Genomic DNA, 22351 nt, shown 5'->3' on the forward strand with positions numbered 1-22351 from the left:
CATTGCTTTAAGGAGAAATTACCATGTCAGTCTCTCTCGACATTAAGTACGCCACCAGATTATTAGCCAAAAAGCCAGTTTTCACTGGGTTGACGGTACTAATAGTAGCTATAGGATTGGGTTTAACTTTATACACCTATTCGTTATTGAATAGTTTAGTATTTAGCCCTCTTACCTTAAATAACGACAAGCCTATTTACGCGGTAGAAGCGCAGTATGATTATACTCATTTATCGAGAAGACCGGCTGACCCTTTTGACTTATACAAGCTAAAAAACGAGCTCAATTTGCTTGAAGACTTAGGTGTTTATCAAGAAGGAACCACCTTTGTTGGCGGTTCGGGTACCACATCCGCTATTCGTAAATTTAACTCGACCTATGTCAGTTGGAACCTTTTTGAATTTGCAGGTGTACAACCCATACTGGGACGCGGCTTTTCACCTGAAGATCATTTTGAAGGAGCAGAACCGACTGTTGTATTGAGTTACGACGTATTTAAGAACTACTTTCAAGGCGATGAATCTATAGTTGGCACTATGGTGCCCCTAGATGCCGAACCCAATCGTGTCATTGGGGTGATGCCTGAAGGATTTGCGTTCCCAGCCATAGCCGAGATATGGCAACCGCTACCTCAAGATAGCGTGGCAGCAACCGAGCGTTCTTATAATGGTGTCCTGGGATTTGCTCGACTTGCAGACGGAGTCACACCCCAGCAGTTGCAAGCGGAAATGAATGCCTATAGCACTGAACTATCTACGACTCTGCCAGACGATATGGGCTGGCGTATTAACCCCGAAGGTAAATACCTGAGTGTCGAACCATTCAAAAAGGCGGCGATAACGCAATACTACTCCATGTTTATGGCGATGTTTGTAGTAGTGTTCCTAATTCTTCTTTTAGCCTGTATCAACGTTGGTAATTTGTTGTTAGCGAGAGTTAATCAGCGCTTTAAAGAAATTGCAATTCGAGTGGCGTTAGGCGTTCCTAGAAAACGTTTGGTATTACAAATGTTATGGGAAAGCATATTCATTTGTAGCCTTGGAGGAATACTTGCGTTGTTATTTGCAGCTTGGGGGTTAGAAATCACTAATCACGTGTTTGCGGATACTTACGCGGTAGACAATTTAAAGCCATTTTGGTGGAATGTTCAAATTGATTCCAATGGATTATTACTGCTGTTGAGCGCTATTGTTGCGATGATTTTTATTACCGGATATATACCAGCATGGCGAGCATTATCCGGTGATTTTAATGCAGTCTTGCGAGATGGAACTCGTGGAGCTATAGGTAAAAAAGCCGCACAAGCGAGTAAAATACTAGTCATTTCCGAAATATTGTTATCATGCGTGGTCTTGGTCATGGCGTGCATTTTACTGACAACTAGTTACTCCGCAGGGGTTGCTGATTATGGTGTAGAAACCGATAACCGTCTGACTGCGCAATTACAATTACCTCCTATTAGTTTTAGCGTTCGCCGAAACACTGAGTTTGAACATGCTGATCGCTTAAAACGAGCAGCATTCTATTACGCGCTAAAAGACGAGTTAGAAAGCCAACCGAATGTGCAAGCCGTTGCTATGATGACTGAATTACCAGGAAGAGGCGAAGGCACCAGCCACTACGAAATAGAAGGTCGCGAAGCGGCAGTTTACAATGAAAATCCCTATAGCAATAACGAAGGAGTAGCAAAAGACTCTTGGCGCGCTCTAGGAATGCGGATAGTGCAAGGCAGAGACTTCGACCACCGTGATGTAGGAGAGGATATTCTGAGTATCATTATCAACGAGTCTATCGCTAGGGAATTCTTCCCGGATGGAGATGCCATTGGCCAGCGAGTTCGCCGAGCCAACCCAGGGTACAGAGGAGAATGGAACACTATAGTAGGTGTAGTATCCGACACCTTCCATGGCTCGACTATGCGCTCTTCTAGTACCTCATACAATTCCTACCACATAATGGACAACTGGGGCTTGTTTAGAGTCAATTTAGCCATGCATTATACTGGGTCACAAGTTGAAGCTGAAAAAACACTGCAACAGGCCGTGGACAAAGTAAATTCAGATGTAGGGCTTTATCATGTTCAAAGTTACGATAGCTTAATTAAACAGCCCATGATGTTAATAGTAGCCGTAAGTAAAATATTTTTACTATGTGGCATTGTGGCGGCATTTCTAGCGGCCAGTGGTATATATGCAGTGGCATCAAATAGTATTAGTCAACGTACCCAAGAAATTGGTGTAAGACGAGCTTTAGGCTCATCCGATGTAGGAATAATGCGTTTATTTATTCTTCAAGCCAGTCACCAATTAGCTATAGGTTTAAGCATAGGAATTGGTTTATCTATCTGGCTAGTCAATTTTATGAGTGAAACCATGATCATTAATGACATGAGTTACGTGTTAGGTATGTTGGGCGTACCACTATTAATAATCTTTATGGTGTTATTGGCTACATTTATACCGACCCAAAAAGTAGTATTAATGGAGCCAAGCGAAGCCTTGCATCATGATTAAATTTGTATAACCTGAATCCAATTAAACATAGGCTTACAACTTTCTAAGCTGTAAGCCCTCACTAAGACTTTGAAATGAAACATTCTATTTTAATAGCCGACGATGATAGTCGTATCCTTACGGCTCTTAAGCTGTTGCTTAAGGGTGAGAATTACCAAGTCACAGTGGTAACCTCGCCTAAAACTTGTTTAGAGACAATACAAAAGAATCACTATTCATTGGCTTTAATTGATCTTAATTACCATACCGATACCACATCGGGGGAAGAAGGGTTGCAACTTATCACCGCTATCAAACAACTTGACGATCAATTACCTGTAGTAGTGATGACTGGTTACAGTAGTATCGAGGTAGCTGTTGAGGCAATGAAACTAGGAGCGGTTGATTTTATTAAGAAACCTTGGGGGAATGATAGATTACTAAATATTATCCAAGCTCAAATTCGAATTGGGGATATGCAACATCAAGGAGTGAAACTTGCGCAGGAAAATGCGATTCTAAGGGACCAAATTTCTGCTAAGTCAGCGGGTATCATCGCTCGCTCTCAAATCATGCAGCAACTATTAAGTCAGTTAGAAAAATTGGCTCAAAGTGAGATGAATATCTTACTTACCGGTGAAAATGGTACCGGAAAAAGTATGTTCGCTGAATACCTTCATCAATGTTCAATAAGAAGTAGCAATCCTTTTATTGCGGTGAACATGGGTGCCATCAGCGAAAATTTATTCGAAAGTGAAATGTTTGGACATATAAAAGGCGCATTTACCGACGCCAAAGACAATCGAATCGGTCGATTTGAACTGGCCGAAGGCGGCACTCTATTTTTGGATGAAATAGCGAATATCCATCCGTCCCAACAAGCTAAATTGTTATATGTTCTAGAAGCTCATCAATTTGAAAAAGTGGGCAGTTCAAAAACTCAAGAAGTCGACGTTAGAATAGTTTCAGCCACTAACTCAAACCTTGCAGAGTTAATTGAGCAAGGACAATTTCGCCAAGACTTGTTGTATCGACTCAATACCATAGAAATAACCATTCCTCCTTTGCGGGAACGAATAGACGATATCTTACCTTTGGCTGAGTACTTTCTCACACAACATGCACAGAAGTACCGTTTACCTAAAGGTGAGTTTGCGGCGCAAGCCAAGCTGGCTTTGCAAAGCTATGCTTGGCCTGGAAACATTCGCGAATTAAATCATATGATTGAACGCGCCATTTTTTTGCGCCAAGGGCTGAGTGTAACCACCACAGATTTAGGCTTAAGCGATGAAACCGAACAGTATTTAACACCCCAGAATCAAAATGGAGTGGATATTGCTAACGATTCACTAGATCAAATTGAGAAATCCATTATTGAACAGCGACTCAAGGCTTTTGATTACAACGGACAAGCCACTGCCTCTTCTCTTGGGTTAAGTCGCAGCGCCTACTATCGACGACTAGAAAAACACAACTTAAGTTTGTGATAAAGTACGCTCACATCTGGTAACTAGTCCAAAACATCTTGGTATCTAAGGGACAATGTTAAAACATACTAAAGCGGTCAGAATAGCATTTGAGGATAGGTTGGTACGCCTTGCTCTATTCACCGGACTTTTTCCCACGATCTGTTGCTGTATATTGATGTTTTTCGTTGATATGTCGGTTTATCCTAAAATTTTGTTGGCTCTCGTGTTATTTGTTTGTGTTTTGTTTTGTGCATTCCACATTCGACATCAAGTCGTGTTTCAGCTTCGCACTTCAACAAATTTGGTCGAAGCCATGACCGCAAATGATTACACCTTACGTGCTAACAATAAGGGATTAAATGGCGCCCTTAGTGACTTTAATCAATTATTAAACAACCTCTCGAAAACGCTCGCGGAACAGAGTTTAGTCACCCGTGAAAAGCAAATATTATTGGCCAAAGTCACGGATCAAATAGACGTTGCGATTGTAGCAGTCGACAATAATCAAGCCATCAGCCTTATGAATCCAGCTGCTGAGAAGTTATTCAAATGTCGCTTTGAAGAAAAGCAAGGCTGGCCAATCAAAAACTTAGGTTTACAAAATGTATTAACCAAGGATTTCAATAAAGTAGCCGAATTTGAGATTAAGCAGCATAAAAAACGGGTGCTGATTCGCACTGACCGATATTTTGAGAAGGGTATTCAACATACACTTATTTTTATAACCGATATTCAAAACTTATTGCGGGAAGAAGAAAGACAAGCCTGGCAAAAGTTATTGCGAGTACTCAGTCACGAAATTAATAATTCCATTGCCCCTATTGCTTCCATAGGAGAAACCTTAGGAAAAATGGTACAAAAACAATATTCCGGTTCGGATTTAGACAAAGATCTAAAAGAGGGATTAAGCGTGATAACGGAGCGCGCGCAATCCTTGAATATGTTTATTCAACGTTACCAGAAATTGGCAAAACTTCCCTTACCGACTAAGTCTCTATTTAGTCTCGAGCCATTGCTTCAATCGATTACTGTGTTATTTACAGATGCTAATTTCGAACTGGCTTCAAACGATTTACAAGTGTATGCAGACAAAGACCAACTTCAACAGGTATTGGTCAATCTAATAAAAAATGCATGGGAGTCGATGTACGATAACCCAACCGCAAAAATACAACTAAATTGGCGAAAGGATGGTCAATTTATCGAAATTGACCTGCTCGATCAGGGTACTGGAATTAACAATATGGATAACTTATTTGTCCCCTTTTACACCACAAAACAACAGGGAACAGGTATAGGGCTGTCATTATCTAGACAAATATTGATCAATCATGGTGGTGACTTAGTCATAAGCAATCGCCACGAGCCAACAGGTGTAAAAGCGACCATTTTAATACCCGCTTACCCCTAATTAATCGGGTGTTTTGACACAATGCTTAAAACTTGGCCATTCCCAAAGTGTTTTTGATCCTATATAATGCACTGCAAGTATTAATTTTTAGTGTTCTTTATGCCCGTTTAATTGCGGGCATTTTTTTGCCTAAAGATTCATATGCAGTTGTATTTACGTAGGTTTTTTAAGCAATTTTTCAGTTTAGGTTAATTTCAATCGATGAAAACTATCGGCTTAATAGGTGGCATGAGTTGGGAATCTACCGCTAATTATTATCAATTGATCAATCAAGGTATTAAACAACGCTTAGGTGGATTACATTCTGCCAAACTAGTTTTGGTCAGTGTTGATTTCGCAGAAATCGAAGCCTTGCAACATCAAGGTAACTGGCAAAAAACCGCTGAAATATTGTCAAATGCGGCGAAATCACTTGAGTTAGCAGGCGCTGATTTTTTTCTAATTTGTACCAACACTATGCATAAGGTGGCGTCGCAAGTTGAGAATGCCGTGACCATCCCATTATTGCATATTGCCGATGCGACTGGTTCTCAACTCATCTCAAATAAATTAAATAAAGTTGGTCTGCTTGGTACAAAATTCACCATGCAACAAGACTTTTACAAAGACAGGTTACACAGTAATTTTTCTATTGATGTATTAGTTCCCTCTCATATTGAGCAAGACTTTGTGCATGATGTTATTTACCAAGAATTATGCTTAGGGAAAGTAAAGGAGCAATCCCGAAAACAGTATTTAGAAATCATCAATTGTTTGTCGCGACGGGGGGCTCAAGGGATTATTTTAGGCTGTACCGAGATAGGTTTGTTGATAGAAAAAAGTCATACTCAAAGCATACTCTACGACACTACTTTGATTCATGCGCAAGCAGCAGTGTTAGAATCACTAAAAAAATGAAAATTTATTTTTCATGAAAATCAAACAGTTAACCATTATTTCAGAATTTATTTTAAAATTTATATTGAAAAACACATTGGCAACTACATATAGGTATTGTCGACGCCGAAAGGGTTGACACAGAAACACAGGAGTTGTTTCTGAAGCACTGTCAAACATTAGACAGCGCTCCCCATACTGGGTTTGGTGATAGGAAATCCATACCAAAAACGCCGCCGAATAATCGGGGCAAATTAATTTTATATTGCTTAATTTACGAGGATATACCTAATGCGTAACATCGATCTATCTCCACTTTACCGTTCTTTCATTGGTTTTGACCACTTGGCATCAATGATGGACACAGCTTCAAGAAACGAAAAACAATCTACTTACCCTCCGTACAATATTGAATTGTTGGCCGAGGATAAATACCGTATCACTATGGCTATTGCTGGATTTGCTAAAGATGAAGTTAGCATAGAAGTCCAAGAAAATACCTTACAGGTAATTGGCACTAAAGCGGCAAAAGACACCAAAGACGCTTCTGGCAAAGAAGAACGTAAGTTCCTTCATAAAGGCATCTCAGAGCGAAGCTTTGAACGTAAATTCCAACTAGGAGATCACGTTAAAGTATTGGCAGCTGACTTAGAAAATGGCCTATTACATGTAGACTTAGAACGTGTAGTGCCAGAATCGAAAAAGCCTAGAAAAATAGAGATTGGCAGCAAGCTTATTGAAAATAACGAATAGGCTTAATCACCCTTCCCTGTTTTGTGTGTAGTGAAAACGGCGCTCTATATTTAGATATAGAGCGCCTTTTTTTGGAAATAATGAACCTGTACTTCGCCGCTATTGTCACCACCATCACTCCGCTAAAAGCTAATAGTCAGCACAGAGTCGTATCATTTATACAGCACTAGAATATTTAATACGCTCAAGCCCAGCAGCGAAGCAAACGTTAACAACATGCCAGAGACTCTCTGCCAGCTAGAGCCTGAATGACGACGCAATCCAAAAGCATGTATAAAACGCCCAGACAACAACGCAGTGCCCGCAAGGTGTAAAAATATCGGATTTGTTAGATTAACTTCGGCAACAAAAAGCAAGATGAGTACTATGGGTGTGTATTCGCTGAAGTTACCGTGCGCCCTGATAACTTGTTGAAAATGGTGATCTCCTCCATCGCCGAGTGTGATTTTTTTAGAAAACCTTCCTCGAATTACCAATACCGAAAAATAAAAAAACAAAATACCTAGAAGTCCCGCATAGAACGCCGTAATGGGTGTGTGCATAAATCCTCTCTTTGGAAATAATATAATCCACAAAAAAGCCCACTTAAAGCGGGCTTCATCAAATAAAAATCAATCAGTATTAACTCAATAACGTTTCTAACTGACCCGAAACGACTGCAACAGCTAAGGTACCATCAATTTTATGATAAGCACATTCGCCAGTAGCGGCTAGTTGCGTGTAATAGCTTACAAGAGGCTTAGTTTGCTCATGATAAATACCAAGACGTTTCCTCACTGTTTCTTCTTGGTCATCTGGACGAATTACAAGCTCTTCACCTGTTTCATCGTCCTTACCTTCCACCTTAGGAGGATTATAACGTAGGTGATAAACTCGTCCTGAGCCTGGGTGAACTCTGCGACCACTCATTCGTTCAACAATCACCTCATCTCCCACATCAAACTCAATCACATGATCAATTTTGATTCCAGCGTCTTTCATAGCGTCAGCTTGGGGTATAGTACGAGGGAAGCCGTCAAGTAGAAAACCTTTTGCACAATCAGCTTGGCTAATACGCTCTTTCACCAAACCAATAATTAATTCATCTGAAACTAACTTACCTTCATCCATAACGCGTTTAGCTGCTATACCAAGCTCGGTACCCGCCTTGATTGCAGCACGTAACATATCCCCAGTAGATATTTGTGGAATACCGAATTTACCCATTAAAAATTGGGCTTGTGTACCCTTACCTGCACCAGGAGCACCTAGAAGAATAATGCGCATGCTGTGTCCTCTGAATAATTATTAGCGTTAAAAAAGTAAAGCCGCAACTTTACACATTCAACTTAAATCTTACAAGAATATTAAGCTCTGCATATGCGACAAAGGTCTTAATACCCTGACTTTTATCAAGTTAAAACAAAAACGGGCCTCAAAGCCCGTTTTTAGTTAACTAACTATTGTTGTTTGCTGCCTATTTTGCCAAGTTCGCTAGTAGCTTGTTTAAATTCTGCACAAAGCTAGCAGGGTCTTTTAAACTGCCTTGTTCAGATAACGCAGCTTGGTCAAACAACACCCCCGTCCACTGTGCAAATTGCTCTTCATCTTGTACGTCAGCTAATAACTTAACGAGTTGATGTTCAGGGTTCAATTCAAAGTGATACTGGGCTTCAGGTACTGGCTGACCTGCAGCTTGCATCAGCTTAATCATTTGTGTTGTCATACCTTGTTCATCAGCAACAATACAAGCTGGGGAGTCCGTTAAGCGACTAGTGAATTTGACATCTTTCACTTTGTCTCCTAGGGCCGTTTTTACACGTTCGGCTAAACCTTCAACTTGCTTTTCTGCTTCTTCCAACGCCTTTTTGCTTTCTTCGTCATCTAAATCACCTAAGTCCAATGCACCGTGAGTGATAGATTGGAAAGATTTTTCGTCAAACTCAGTTAAATGAGACATTAACCATTCGTCTACTCGGTCAGCCATTAATAACACTTCGATACCTTTCTTGCGGAAGATTTCTAAATGCGGACTAGACTTAGCAGCCTGATAACTATCTGCAGTTATGTAGTAGATTTTTTCTTGTTTTTCTTGCATTCGACTAATGTAATCAGCAAGAGAAACCGTTTGCGCTTCTGAATCTTCATGGGTTGACGCAAAACGCATCAAGCCAGCAATTTTTTCTTTGTTGGCGTGATCTTCAGCCGGACCTTCTTTCAGTGCGTTACCAAACTCAGCCCAAAATGCTTGATACTTCTCAGGATCATTTTTGGCAATTTTTTCAAGCATCTGTAATACACGTTTAGTGCAACCTTGACGCATTGCCTGAGTGACTTTGTTATCCTGTAAAATTTCACGAGACACGTTCAGAGGCAAATCATTTGAATCCAGCAAACCTTTCACGAAACGCAGGTAGGTGGGTAACATTTGCTCTGCGTCATCCATAATAAATACACGCTGAACATAAAGCTTAAGTCCGTGTTTATGATCACGGTTCCACATATCAAAAGGCGCTTTACTAGGAATATATAATAAGCTGGTATATTCAGTTTTACCTTCAACTTTATTATGTGACCAAGTCATTGGATCACTAAAGTCGTGAGAAATATGTTTATAGAATTCTTTATATTCGTCTTCGCTCACATCAGACTTATCACGAGTCCAAAGAGCAGTCGCTTTATTCACCGCTTCCCAAAACGCTGGTACAGCTGGGATCTTCTCGCCTTCTTCTCCATCAGGGCCTTTAGGACCGTCACGCTCAGGCTCTTCTTCCTTAAACATTTTGACAGGAATACTAATGTGATCGGAATATTTACTCACGATAGAGCGTAAACGCCAATCATCTAAGAACTCTTTCTCTTCTTCTTTTAAGTGAAGCGTAATTTCTGTACCACGATCTGCTTTTTCTATATCAGAAATAGTAAATTCACCTTCACCAGCAGATTCCCACTGCACACCATTTGCCTTGTCATCTCCAGCGGCACGTGTACGCACAGTGACATTATCGGCAACAATAAACGCGGAATAAAAGCCCACACCAAATTGACCAATAAGTTGCGAGTCTTTGGCCTCGTCACCAGACAGCTTACCGAAAAACTCTTTCGTTCCAGATTTAGCAATAGTACCTAGATGCTCAATTACATCTGCCTTGTTCATACCAATACCGTTGTCGGCAATGGTAATGGTACCAGCGTCTTTATCGATGCTGAGTTTAACGTGCAAGTCACCGTCGCCTTCGTACAAGCTGTCATTTGACAATGCTTTAAAGCGCAATTTATCTGCAGCATCAGCTGCATTAGAGACTAATTCACGTAAGAAAATTTCTTTGTTCGAGTAAAGTGAATGGATCATCAATTGCAGTAATTGTTTTACTTCTGTTTGAAATCCATGAGTTTCTTGATGGGCTGCTTCAGCCATAGCCAAGTATCTCCTAAGTTGTGGTTGCTAAATGATGAGTAGAAGATGAGGTCGGTTACAGTGTTTTCAAGGATAATTCACTAATTTGTTTTTATTTAACTTAAAACACACTAGGCTGATTAACTCCAAGACCTTTAATTCCTTATTGTATATAAGGTTATATGATTATCGAGTTAGCCGAACGGCAAACGGTAAAAGAATTTACGATATTGATCACTGCACATTGTTTGGGAAAACCAAGCGGCATCTTTTAAGTTTTTTCGCTGCGTAATATTTCAATGTGTGGTCTTTTATTCCAATTACATTATCTAATTTGAGAAAGGCCACTCACTGATGTTGTTTCAGGAATAACTCTGAAACTTGAGGTAAACAAGACTAGGCACCGGTGACATACTAACAACGTCTTCAATGGCTATTGGATATACATTAAACACACGGCTGCAACGATATCAAAACGAAATATTATGATTTAATGGATCTCTGTGCCTAACACCTAAAAATATATTTCTACACTCTCTGTCATCCCTGCTCTATCTGCTGTTAACTTTTTTATCTACTTTTGACTGCTTTAGCCTTAGTCACTCGTTTTTTACGATTGCTTCTCTTGCCTAACCCTGACAGTCCTTTAGGTAACACACTTAGACTCTGGTTAACCAAGCCTGTGAGTTGTGCTTGCAGTGGGAGCATTAATTTACTGTACTGACTTTTGCCTTCACTGATTGCTGATAACTCAGCTTCCCAACGCGCTGTCATATCTGGATAAGTGGCGACATCAGGCAGCGCTTCGATTAAGCCTCGACCTGTCACAGTCGCCGTAATTGTTTTACCCGAGCGAGACAAAAATCCTCGAGAGAATAACAACTCAATGATCCCAGCACGAGTGGCCTCGGTACCTAAACCATCGGTTTCTCGGAGAATTTGTCGTAGTTGCGGATCGCTCACATGGCTACTTATCCCAGTCATGGCAGCTAATAAAGAGGCGTCTGTATAAGCCTTTGGAGGCGACGTGTGTTTTTCTAATACCTCTGCTTGAAGCGACTTTAGTACCTGCCCTTTTTCTAAGTGAGGCAACAACTGCTGCGTTTCACCATTGTTATCATTGGGATTTGCTTTTACTGACCTTACAAAAATAGACTTCCAACCATCACAAATTAACTCTTTTGCTACTGCTGTAAATAAGCCTGAACCAATCTCGACCTCAACCCGTACCCCATAAAATTCATGGGCAGCTAAAAATTGCGCCAAGTAATTTCTACTAATCAAGCCATATACTTTGGCATGATTAGCAGATAAATTATTTGTGATTTTTTGGGTGGGTATGATTGCGTGGTGAGCGTCCACTTTTTTATCGTTCCACGCTTTAGATTGACGACCAAGATCAACTTGAGCATCACTTAACAATTTACCTTGCTGACCTAAGTGTTGACTATTTGAGACCACCGCAGCATGCACTTGTTTCGCCTGCTTAAAATGGCTCATAGGCAAATATCGGCAATCAGAACGGGGATAAGTAATTAACTTTTGGCGCTCATACAAGTCTTGGCAAATATCTAGTACTTGCTTTGCACTCATCCCAAACGCTTTGCTGGCATCTATTTGTAATGCCGACAAATTATATGGCAATGGTGCTGGCTGTTTTTTATGCTCACGTTTTACACTTTTAACGTGCGCGGATTGACCACTGATACGACTAGCGACATTCTGGGCTAACGCCTCGCACAAGTTACGCCCTTGCTCATCTAAGAATTTTGCGCATTGCTCGCTGGGCTGCCATTTTGCCTTAAAACCTTGACCTTGTTTGGTTTCTAAATTTGCCCACACTTCGTAAAATGCCTTACTTACAAATTCTGCAATAGCTCTATCTCGGCGCACCACCAACCCCAACAAAGGTGTTTGTACTCTCCCTACCGATAACACTCCCTTGTACCCCGCTTTTTGACCTTGTAAGGTATAAGCGCGAGTCAGGTTTATACCGTATAACCAATCGGCGCGCGATCTCGCTAAGGCTGAAGTCGAAAGTGGAATAAAGTCTCGATTATTACGTAAATTGTTCAGCGAATTTTTTACCGCTGAGGGATTTAAATCACTAATCAAACAACGTTGCACGGTACTTTTTTTAGTGCCTGTAACCCCCAAAAAATTAATCACTTCGTCTACTAGCAGTTGGCCTTCTCGGTCGGGGTCCCCTGCATGCACTAACTGCTCGGCTTGTTTTACTAACTTACGTAACACCGCTAATTGTTTGGCAGTTTGTTTTTTAATTCCCAACTGCCATTGTTGTGGAATAATTGGCAAATGTTCATGAGACCACTTTTTATAAGCGGGATCATAAACCTCTGGTTGCTGCTGTTCGAGTAAGTGTCCAATACACCAAGTGACAATATCGCCATTGGCGGCGGTGATAAACCCTTCTCCCTTTTTATGGGGCTTGGGTAAAACTTCGGCAATAGCACGACCTAAACTGGGCTTTTCTGCAATAAAGAGACGCATAATAAATTAATGTGCATGTTTTTTTATACAGTAGTTGATATTAATGTTTGCAGCAAGCAAATTTGCTTATGATATAAAAGGTTGACGGGGTGCCGTGTTCATGAGTCATACACACGGATTAAATAATAAGCACCAATGGTCAGCAGCTGGGTTTTGCAGTAGTTTTAATGTCAAAAATAACTAGTAGTTTTGATCTATTGTTGTCATCTTTTTTATAAACTGTTCGAAATGCTCTTCCTTAGCATATTCAAAATCATATTGATTATGAAAACCAAAACGCAAATGCACTAACGCGTCTTCAATAAACAGCGTGTAACCATCAAAATCAGTAAAGGCCTTTAACCCACCTAAAATGTAACTCTCTTGCTGTTTTTCACCATGTTGACGCATTTTTTCAAACACTGACAATACAAATTTACTGTCTATGTCATTTTTCATATTTTTCCCCTGTGATTGACCATAACAAGTAAGGTTACGCAGCCCCCTAATATTCAGGTCTGCCCTATGACTTAGGTTAATAACGAGCCTAATTGAAGAACTGAATAAACATTGTTAACAAGACATAAGAGAACCGTCAATCTTTCCTAGACCTTTAGTTCTCCCGCGTTTCTCCCGCGTTGCTTTTAGCTGATAGCGATGGGTAGTCCGAAGAGTGCCTATTCACTAAATTAAATTCCTACGCCCAGCAAATGCATGGGTTAATGTATTGCCATCGATAAATTCCAATTCACCTCCAACAGGCACACCATGAGCGATTCGACTAGCTTGAATATCTTTAGTTTTACACATTTGTGCTATGTAATGTGCCGTTGCCTCCCCTTCTACCGTTGGGTTGGTCGCAAGTATCACTTCTTTAATATCGTCGTTTTCCAACATAAATGATAGTTTGTCTAAACCAATATCCGCCGGACCAATTCCATCTATAGGTGACAGATGCCCCATCAAAACAAAGTAGCGCCCTTTAAACTCTGAGGTTTGTTCGATTGCTAACATATCTTGAGGGGACTCAACCACACATAATATCTGATTTTCTTGACGCTTAGGATTGGCACAAATATCACATAATTTATTTTCGCAAAATGTACGACACTGTTCACAATGTTTGACATGCTCCATTGCATTGTGCAACACGTGACTTAGCTCTAATGCCCCTTGACGATTGCGCTCCAGTAGATGAAATGCCATGCGCTGGGCACTTTTAGGTCCGACACCGGGCAAAATTTTGAAGGCATCAATCAATTCTTTAATTAAGGGGCTAAACTGCATTTTTCACCTGTAATAAACTCGGCTTAAGCGTGCGGTAAATTACTCTAGAAAGGCATCTTAAACCCAGGAGGTAAAGGCATTCCTCCTGTCACATCAGCCATTTTTTCTTTAGTGGTTTCTTGAACACGTCTCACACCATCATTGAACGCTGCAGCCACTAAATCTTCAATCATTTCTTTGTCGTCTTCCATCAAACTTTGGTCAATATCAACACGACGAACGGCATGACTGCAAGTCATAGTCACTTTAACCAATCCCGCACCAGACTCTCCGGTGACTTCTGTTTTGGCTAATTCTTCTTGATTTTTTTGCATGCGCTCTTGCATCTGCTGCGCTTGCTTCATCATGTTAGCCATTCCACCTTTCATCATAATCTGTCTCTCTTTTTCTGTGATAATTAACGATTGTTAGTTGCTTATCTAGCTTGAATACTTTGTTCATCAACCTTGGCTGCAAACTGTTGTTGTAACAATTGGATACCAGGATCATTTTTTACCACTTCGCGAGCGTATTCGTTACGCACTTGATTAACCTTAAGTTGCAAAGCATAAGGAGTGTTAATGGGTTGCCCTAGCTGAATTTCAAGCTCTATCGTTTCATTTAGTGCTAAACACAACGCCTGTTTAAGTTGTTGCTGCGCAGTATCTGAAATAAGGTGCCCCTTAGTTTCCAAGAGCGTTAATTTGATGGTATGGTTTTGTCGATCAAATGCAGAATGCAAAGCCAACTGCTTGGTTAAAGCGGTAACTTGCATATCTTCAATTAACTTACTCCACGCATCGACTTGCCGGGCCTTAAGGACTTTTTGTTTATCCGGTAAAAACGCCGATATCTCTAGGGTTACATCGCCAACATTCTCTTCGTCTAGATGTGCGCTAGAGTCAAAAACTTCGGCTTCCTCCACTGTTTTTTCGGCAGAAAACGGGCTCTTTATTGGATCATCAGAAACAGAAAATGGGCTTGAGGCTGCGGTTGACGACTCATTTTCGAGTGGCCAAGGGGGGGCACTATTTACTAAAGGTTCTGCTTCGAAAGGTGTGTTGACAATTGGTGTCTCAACATCCGGGGTAATTGGAGCGACTTGCTGCTGAGCTTGATTTTCTTCCACTACCTTGTCGGTTGTTTGCTCATTTTGGGCACGTACCGACGCTAGATTAAGTGCAGTCGAGCTTTCAGACTTTTTTACCTGTCCAGCCCCTTCCTCCTCTTCTCGTTGACTTTGCTTAAGCTTGTTGCGAAGCGCTATCAAATCGGCAGTAGAAGTACTAGGTTTGGCACGGGCAGACTGTTCGGATTCATCTAAAGGGGCCGGTTGTTGCAAAGGAGAGTCTTCATAATCAAGACCTTGATACTCACCACTAAATATTTCACTAGGCTGCTCGTCCATAGAAACAGCTTGGTATTGATCATAATCCATTGGCTGATGACCATAATCCTGCGCTTGCTGCAGAATATCTTGCTGTTGCGCAACTAAATCATCATTTAGGGAGGCTGACAGAGTTTCATCAATTGGTTGCGGTTGCATTTGCTCTAGTTCAGGCTCAGGCTCAGGCTCAGCGGCAGTTTCTGCTGAATTGGCATGGGCATATAGCACTTTATCAGCTTGTTCATGATGCTGAAGTTCATCAGAGTCACTAGCACCCGTCTCTGCAGCCGCTATTGTTGATTTAGCATCACTGTCATCACTAGCATCACTGGCTGACTGTTGTGAAGCCATTTCTGCTTCAGGTGTTCGAGTCGCAATATCCAACGATTGCAACTTTAGGTTATCCGGACAAAACGCCAACATACGCAACAGAGTCATTTCTAAACCGGTCCTAGGATCTGCAGCATGGGGCAAGTCCTTTTTACCTGTTAGGGCTATTTGATAAAGCAATTGAATTTGTTCAGCCGGTATTGATTTGGCTAGTTGGAAAATAGCTCTGGCCGATATGGTTTCTAATTTACAAGCATCAGGAACAAACTGCGTTAATGCAATTTGATGTAACAAGCTCATCATTTCAGACAAAACCAATCCAAAATCAGGGGCTTGCTCAGACATGCTCTCGACCTGCTGCATTACACTTGGGCTGTCTTTTTTCACCACAGCATGCACCAGTTTGAGCACTAGGTTTTTATCCATTAAACCAAGCATATCTGTAACGGTTTGTAACGCCACTACACCATTGCCTTGCGCTATCGCTTGATCCGTCAAACTTAATGCATCGCGCATACTACCTTGGGCCGCTCTTGCTAGTTGACTTAGCGCTTCTTTGTCACTGGTAATGCCCTCTTCAGAAAGCACAAAATCTAACTGCTGACTGATTTGAGTGCGCGACAAAGCTTTAAGGTTAAACTGCAAACAACGAGATAAAATCGTAACGGGAAGCTTTTGTGGATCAGTAGTCGCCAATAAAAATTTTACATGGGGCGGTGGCTCTTCAAGGGTTTTTAACAAAGCATTAAAACTATGCTTCGATAACATATGCACTTCATCTATTAAATAGACTTTGTAACGCCCACGACTAGGTTTGTACTGAACGTTGTCTAATAACTCGCGGGTGTCTTCCACTTTAGTACGTGATGCCGCATCGATCTCAAGTAAATCGATAAAGTTACCATTCTCGATTTCTTTACAGGTACTGCACTGCCCACAAGGCTTAGAACTTAAACCTTGCTCACAATTTAGACTTTTTGAAAAAATTCGCGCAATAGTCGTTTTACCCACACCTCGAGTGCCGGTAAATAAATAGGCGTGATGTAATCTATCGTTATCAAGTGCATTAGAAATAGCGGTGACAACATGTTCTTGTCCAACTAATTCGCCAAAACGATTAGGTCGCCATTTTCTTGCTAAAACTTGATAACCCATATTAATTGATCACTCGCCTTCAAACTCACAAATTGAAAAACTAGTGACGCCACAATCGGTCAGTTTTTGCTCTCCACCTAGTTCCGGTAAAGAAATAACAAAACCGGCGTGTTCTACCACACCTCCTAAATTTCTAATTAAGTTAGCTGTGGCGATCATTGTGCCGCCGGTTGCCAACAAATCGTCTAACATCAAGACTTTTTCGCCGGGTTTCACTGCATCTTTGTGGATTTCTAAACAATCGGTACCGTACTCAAGCTCATAACTTTCGCTTATCACTTCTCGTGGTAACTTGTTTGGCTTTCGCACTGGAATAAAGCCAATACCCAATTCAATCGCTAAAGGCGCACCGAACAAAAAGCCACGGGCTTCGGTACCAGCCACTTTATCAAATCCCATCGGAGCGTAATGCTTCAATAAGAGTTCGATGGTAGCTGAATAAGCTTTATGGTCTTCTAACACAGAAGTCACATCTCGAAACATGATCCCTGGTTTCGGATAATTAGGAACGGTTTTAATAACCGATTTTATATATTCGGCGGACACGAATTTCCCCGTAATTTAATAATAGGATGAGTAGATTAGTTGCGGATATTAGAGGTAAAAAACGAACCAACCCAATATGACATGCATCAGTGGTAACGCTAGTAGGGTACCTACGGCGGCAATCAAATAACCCCAACTAAACGGGTCACGAGGACTGTTATCATCTTGCATAATTGCACTCCAAACTTGAAGGGGATCACCCCTTAGTTAACAACAAAATTGAAGGCGAGATGTTAATCCAAAGTTCGATAAATTGATAGCCCTAAAAAGTCAGGTGATTGATGTAGATTGGTTTTCAGGAAACAAAATCTCTTGTTGAAGCAAAGTTTGTAGGACTTGTTCAACCGATTCTATTATTTGTTGAGTCTCAAGTTGTGGCATAGCTGCAATCATAATTTTGTTGAGATAATCAACGGTTGCCACTCCTTGTTGCAATATAGTGTTTAATAAATGCGCTGAAACCGCATTAACCAAAGTAAAATTGACTTCGTCCGAGCTATCTCTATATACCACTAGATACACCACTTCCCCGGCCTCTTTGGGACGAAATTCAGGACCAATTTGATGAACCGGATAGTGATAACTCACTAGTGTAGCTAAGTCAGACATGCTAACTGCGGTTACGTCAGCGTGCCCATCCCATGCTTTCGATGATTGCGATGATTGACGCACATTTAGATCTAACTCCAACCATTCATAATGGGCCAAATCCCGCATAAATATAGGGTCAGACTCATTGACTTCATATTCACTAGACAGATATTCTACAAATTCCTTACTAATATCGATAAAGTAAGGAGAACGGCATTGGTGTTCACTAAAAAACTTTCTAGCTAACCATTTCCATTGTGTTTCAGAATATAAACTTTCAAGTACTGGGAAACCTGAACTTAAAAACCCCAATATATTATTAAAAAACAGCTCCCTATAAATCGCTAAACGTCGGTCTTCAATATCACCTAAATAAGGGGATCCTTCAGGATCTTTAATATGTTGCATAAACGCATGTTGAGTCTCTATGAAAGAATTCATTAGGCAGTTAATTTTTTAGGTGCTTTAATGGACATTGTCTTTAGCAGAACTTGCTGTTGAATTGTTCTAATTTTTTCCATTTCTAACAACAACTCGCTAATGGGTGGAATATTAAAATCTCGTTCTAACAAGGTAGGAAAAATACCATGTATTTCATAGGCTTTTTTTAACAGTTGCCAAACAGGCTCAATGACGTCACTACCGTGAGTATCAATTTTTAAATCTTCAGCTTCATCATAGTGCCCTGCAATATGCCCATAAACAATTTTACCTGTAGGCATGGCACACAAAAACGCCTCGGGATCGTAGCCGTGATTAATTGAATTTACATAAATATTGTTTACGTCTAGTAACATTAAACAGCCAGACTCGTTTAAAACCGACAAGGTGAATTCTTGCTCGGTCATCTCTTGTCCGGGTGCTGCATAGTAAGATACATTTTCCAACAACAAGGGTCGTTCAATAATATCTTGCACTTGTTTAACACGCTCAACCACATGTTTAACCGCTTCTTCTGTAAACGGGATCGGCATCAAATCATACATATGACCTTGACCGGAGCAATAACTTAGATGTTCGCTATAGTACAAAATTTCATGTTGATCTAAGAAACCTTTAACGCGCTTAACAAAGTTCACATCTAGCGGCGCAGGGCTACCAATTGACAGAGATAAACCGTGACAAACAAAATTACAACTAGAGGTAAATTGATGGAGATTTTTCTGATATTTCCCCCCAAGAGGGATCCAGTTTTCAGGAGCAACTTCCCAAAAATCTACTGAGCTAGGGATATGAGGTAATAATTCATTGAGCATTTCTCGACGTAATCCTAATCCAACTCCTAATAGGTGTTTATTGTTCATTAGATTGATTACCCCGATTGAATTCTAAAATAAAGGCCGACTTTCGCCGGCCTTTTTGTTTTTATGATTTATTTGCTAATTTACTGGCGACTTAGGCTTGGCCACCACACTTGCCTTCACCACATTTACCTTCTTTCATGGTTTTAGTGGCTTTTTTGGCTTTGTCTCCGCCGCATTTACCTTCACCACACTTGCCTTCTTTCATGGATTTCGCGGCCTTTTCAGCTTTATCGCCACCGCATTTCCCTTCGCCACATTTACCTTCTTTCATGGTTTTAGCCGCTTTTTCAGCTTTATCGCCACCGCATTTACCTTCACCACATTTGCCTTCTTTCATGGTTTTGGCCGCTTTTTCAGCTTTGTCACCACCGCATTTACCTTCACCACATTTGCCTTCGTCGACGCTCTGCATAAAGCCAGACTCTAAAGACTGAACAGTAAAAGGGTTAGTATTGGCTTGCACACTTACGGAAGCAAGAGAGCCGATAACCACTGCTCCAAGCGCTGTAGCGATGGATGTTTTTTTAATTTGTTGCATAATGAGTATCCTTTAAGATAAGTAGTCGATAAAAATTGTTTTTTTAATACTTTTGTCTGGTTCCAAACTATCAGACCAAAGAGCGGTGTTAATTATTTCAGTTTTTTTTAAAAACGAGATGATTATCGACAAACTACAGCATAACTTCGTTAAACAGCTTCTTCGTTTTCTTCACCGGTCCGAATGCGTATAGCGCGCTCTACATCACAAATGAATATTTTTCCGTCACCGATTTTTCCAGTTTTAGCGGTATTCATTATGGCTTCTATACATCGCTCTACTTGGTCATTTGCGACTATCAATTCGACTTTCACTTTAGGTAAAAAATCGACATTATACTCAGCGCCGCGATACAACTCTGTATGCCCTTTTTGGCGCCCAAAACCTTTCACTTCAGTGACTGTCATGCCACTCACACCAATTTCTGACAAAGCTTCGCGAACATCATCCATTTTGAATGGTTTAATTACTGCTTCAATTTTTTTCATTTTAGATCTCAATTAATATGGCTTGTTAATACACAGTTTCAATCATATATGGTAGGAATTGGAACTCGTTTATGTTGGGTCTTTTCAAATATAGCGACCAATCTCTCAGCGATATCGAGGGAAACATCCTTGCCTTCTAAAAAATCATCTATTTGGTCATAAGTCATGCCCAACGCCTGTTCATCTGATTTTTGAGGCGCTAATGACTCTAAATCAGCAGTAGGAGCTTTATGAATAATATGCTGAGGCGCACCTAAAAACTCGGCAATTTGCCTAACTTGACGTTTATTAAGGCCAAATAATGGCGCAAGATCGCATGCGCCGTCGCCATATTTAGTATAAAAACCCGTAATATTCTCAGCTGAATGGTCTGTACCTAACACTAAGCCATCAAGCAATCCAGCAACTTGGTACTGTGTCACCATTCGAGTACGCGCCTTTACATTGCCTTTAACAAAATCACACTTAGTTTCACTTTTGGGAAGCAAACCGTTATCTTCAAGCGCTACACGAGTTTGTTGGTCGATTGCATCAGTGCCAGGTTGGACATTAATTGCAAGACTTTGGCTAGGTTCAATAAATTGGATTACTGCTTGGGCATCAGCCTCATCTGCCTGTTCGTTATATGGCAATCTAACTGCCACAAATTGATAACCTGTTGCTTGTTGCTGATTTAGCTCATTCACGGCAAGTTGCGCTAAACGCCCTAATGCACAAGAATCTACCCCACCACTAATACCCAATACTAGGGCTTTACAACCGCTACTTATTAGTTGAGATTTAATAAAACTTATTCGACGCTCAACTTCATAATTAACATCAATTTCAGGTAATACCCGCATTTGTTCTATCACAGTACTCGTCTGCATTTTTTCCCTCATTAATGTCATACTTACCAAAAACTCCAATTGGGCCGTTAACTCCCAATATAATTTTTGTCTAACTTTTAACCCAAAAATAGCTACGGCTTAATGTTAGCAACATGTGTATGTTAATCCTAACCTTTGGTAACTATTTCATACCCTAATTTTTCAAAAAATAGTTTATCTTAACCAACTCATTACTGGAGTGTTTAAAGTGAAACAACAGAAAGGCGTGACTTTGGTCGAATTAATGGTCACTGTCTCCATTGTTGCAATAATACTTGCATTTGTTACCCCAAGTATTCAAAGCATCTTAATAACAAACCGAATTGTGGCTGAGATCAATGAAATAAGCTCATTAATCCAGTATGCAAGGCACCATGCAATAGACGAACAAGTCCAGGTTGTGGTTTGTCCATCGGACGATTATTCTGTTTGCACTGAAGATTGGAACAAACCCAAAATTGTATTCATCGACAGTGACGATAATGAAATTCGCGGTGCGGATGAAGAATTATTAGTTTCAGTGAGTGCCACATCCGAAACTAGTTTGATGACCAACACCAACGATACCATTAAATTTTCCGAAACTGGGGAAGCGGATCTAGCCAATGAAATTTTGCTTTGTCACAAAAACAAAGAAGCAAAATATGCTCGTTCGCTATCTATTACCTTGCAAGGTAGAGTTAAAATGAGTACCGATAGCGACAAAGATGGCGTAAACGAAAATGCAGCTGGCACACCATTGTCTTGTTAAAAATTGACTCTACTAGTCATTGCTTATTTTTACTTTACCGACTTTTGCAACTCAAATCTAGCAAGACCTTTAGCCACTTATTTAGACATCAATCTCATTCTCTAACAATCTGATTGGGCCTAAAGGCAATTTGACTTAGTTTTATTTGCTCTTTCCTAGTCACCGCAACTAATAATAGTTATCACCAAAAACTTATAGAGCTTAAAAGGCAATCCACATCTAATTGTCATAATCATGACTTAATATTGTTTGCTTGAAG

The 22351-nt window shown here is 40.6% G+C and carries 21 protein-coding genes; 6 read left to right on the forward strand and 15 right to left on the reverse strand.

The window, feature by feature from the left end:
* Window positions 1-23: 23 nt before the first annotated feature.
* The 5 genes from ABJK37_RS04945 (at window position 24) to ABJK37_RS04965 (ending at window position 7001) form a co-directional block, all read left to right on the forward strand.
* Entirely contained in the window at window positions 24-2513 is a 2490-nt protein-coding gene (locus ABJK37_RS04945) for an FtsX-like permease family protein (protein WP_348350738.1), read from the forward strand.
* Window positions 2514-2587: 74 nt separating this feature from the next.
* Entirely contained in the window at window positions 2588-3979 is a 1392-nt protein-coding gene (locus ABJK37_RS04950) for a sigma-54 dependent transcriptional regulator (protein ID WP_348350740.1), read from the forward strand.
* Window positions 3980-4034: 55 nt separating this feature from the next.
* Complete coding sequence (locus ABJK37_RS04955) at window positions 4035-5372, forward strand: ATP-binding protein (protein ID WP_348350742.1); 1338 nt, start codon at window positions 4035-4037, stop codon at window positions 5370-5372.
* 201 nt (window positions 5373-5573) lie between these two features.
* A complete protein-coding gene (locus ABJK37_RS04960) occupies window positions 5574-6269 on the forward strand; it encodes an aspartate/glutamate racemase family protein (RefSeq protein ID WP_348350744.1) in 696 nt (231 codons plus the stop codon).
* 270 nt (window positions 6270-6539) lie between these two features.
* Window positions 6540-7001: an Hsp20 family protein gene (locus ABJK37_RS04965; RefSeq protein WP_348350746.1), complete on the forward strand. Its 462-nt coding sequence runs from the start codon at window positions 6540-6542 to the stop codon at window positions 6999-7001.
* Between the two features lie 152 nt (window positions 7002-7153).
* Here ABJK37_RS04965 and ABJK37_RS04970 read toward each other — a convergent pair whose 3' ends face one another.
* The 15 genes from ABJK37_RS04970 to nadE form a co-directional block, all read right to left on the reverse strand.
* Complete coding sequence (locus ABJK37_RS04970) at window positions 7154-7543, reverse strand: MAPEG family protein (RefSeq protein WP_348350748.1); 390 nt, start codon at window positions 7541-7543, stop codon at window positions 7154-7156.
* Window positions 7544-7622: 79 nt separating this feature from the next.
* Window positions 7623-8267 (reverse strand): adenylate kinase, encoded by a 645-nt coding sequence (gene adk, locus ABJK37_RS04975; RefSeq protein WP_348350750.1) that lies wholly within the window; start codon window positions 8265-8267, stop codon window positions 7623-7625.
* A gap of 190 nt (window positions 8268-8457) precedes the next feature.
* Entirely contained in the window at window positions 8458-10398 is a 1941-nt protein-coding gene (gene htpG, locus ABJK37_RS04980) for a molecular chaperone HtpG (RefSeq protein WP_348350752.1), read from the reverse strand.
* A 549-nt stretch (window positions 10399-10947) separates the two neighbouring features.
* A complete protein-coding gene (locus ABJK37_RS04985; protein ID WP_348350754.1) occupies window positions 10948-12888 on the reverse strand; it encodes a DNA topoisomerase III in 1941 nt (646 codons plus the stop codon).
* A 180-nt stretch (window positions 12889-13068) separates the two neighbouring features.
* Entirely contained in the window at window positions 13069-13326 is a 258-nt protein-coding gene (locus tag ABJK37_RS04990) for a DUF3081 domain-containing protein (RefSeq protein ID WP_348350756.1), read from the reverse strand.
* Between the two features lie 225 nt (window positions 13327-13551).
* Complete coding sequence (gene recR, locus ABJK37_RS04995; protein WP_348350757.1) at window positions 13552-14154, reverse strand: recombination mediator RecR; 603 nt, start codon at window positions 14152-14154, stop codon at window positions 13552-13554.
* A gap of 44 nt (window positions 14155-14198) precedes the next feature.
* The gene (locus ABJK37_RS05000; RefSeq protein ID WP_348350940.1) at window positions 14199-14528 is read right to left on the reverse strand and encodes a YbaB/EbfC family nucleoid-associated protein; all 330 of its coding nucleotides are present in this window, start codon (window positions 14526-14528) and stop codon (window positions 14199-14201) included.
* Window positions 14529-14569: 41 nt separating this feature from the next.
* Complete coding sequence (dnaX, locus tag ABJK37_RS05005; protein WP_348350758.1) at window positions 14570-17005, reverse strand: DNA polymerase III subunit gamma/tau; 2436 nt, start codon at window positions 17003-17005, stop codon at window positions 14570-14572.
* A 9-nt stretch (window positions 17006-17014) separates the two neighbouring features.
* Window positions 17015-17551 carry an adenine phosphoribosyltransferase gene (apt, locus tag ABJK37_RS05010; RefSeq protein WP_348350760.1) on the reverse strand — a complete coding sequence of 179 codons (537 nt, stop codon included), beginning with the start codon at window positions 17549-17551 and terminating at the stop codon, window positions 17015-17017.
* Between the two features lie 48 nt (window positions 17552-17599).
* Entirely contained in the window at window positions 17600-17722 is a 123-nt protein-coding gene (locus ABJK37_RS05015; protein WP_348350762.1) for a hypothetical protein, read from the reverse strand.
* A 99-nt stretch (window positions 17723-17821) separates the two neighbouring features.
* Window positions 17822-18583, reverse strand: coding sequence for a putative DNA-binding domain-containing protein (locus tag ABJK37_RS05020; RefSeq protein WP_348350764.1), 762 nt, complete (start codon window positions 18581-18583; stop codon window positions 17822-17824).
* Window positions 18583-19446 carry a DUF692 domain-containing protein gene (locus tag ABJK37_RS05025; protein ID WP_348350766.1) on the reverse strand — a complete coding sequence of 288 codons (864 nt, stop codon included), beginning with the start codon at window positions 19444-19446 and terminating at the stop codon, window positions 18583-18585. Before ABJK37_RS05025 ends, ABJK37_RS05020 begins: the two co-directional genes overlap by 1 nt.
* A 91-nt stretch (window positions 19447-19537) precedes the next feature.
* Window positions 19538-19984, reverse strand: a complete 447-nt coding sequence (locus tag ABJK37_RS05030; RefSeq protein ID WP_348350767.1) for a hypothetical protein — start codon at window positions 19982-19984, stop codon at window positions 19538-19540.
* Window positions 19985-20133: 149 nt separating this feature from the next.
* On the reverse strand, window positions 20134-20472 hold the full coding sequence (locus tag ABJK37_RS05035; protein WP_348350769.1) for a P-II family nitrogen regulator: 339 nt from the start codon (window positions 20470-20472) through the stop codon (window positions 20134-20136).
* Between the two features lie 38 nt (window positions 20473-20510).
* The gene (gene nadE, locus ABJK37_RS05040) at window positions 20511-21341 is read right to left on the reverse strand and encodes an ammonia-dependent NAD(+) synthetase (RefSeq protein WP_348350771.1); all 831 of its coding nucleotides are present in this window, start codon (window positions 21339-21341) and stop codon (window positions 20511-20513) included.
* A gap of 208 nt (window positions 21342-21549) precedes the next feature.
* Here nadE and ABJK37_RS05045 point away from each other — a divergent pair, with 208 nt between their 5' ends.
* Window positions 21550-22092 (forward strand): GspH/FimT family pseudopilin, encoded by a 543-nt coding sequence (locus ABJK37_RS05045; protein WP_348350773.1) that lies wholly within the window; start codon window positions 21550-21552, stop codon window positions 22090-22092.
* Window positions 22093-22351: the final 259 nt, after the last annotated feature.

The organism is Paraglaciecola sp. (genome assembly GCF_039964565.1).
Taxonomy (GTDB): Bacteria; Pseudomonadota; Gammaproteobacteria; order Enterobacterales; family Alteromonadaceae; genus Paraglaciecola.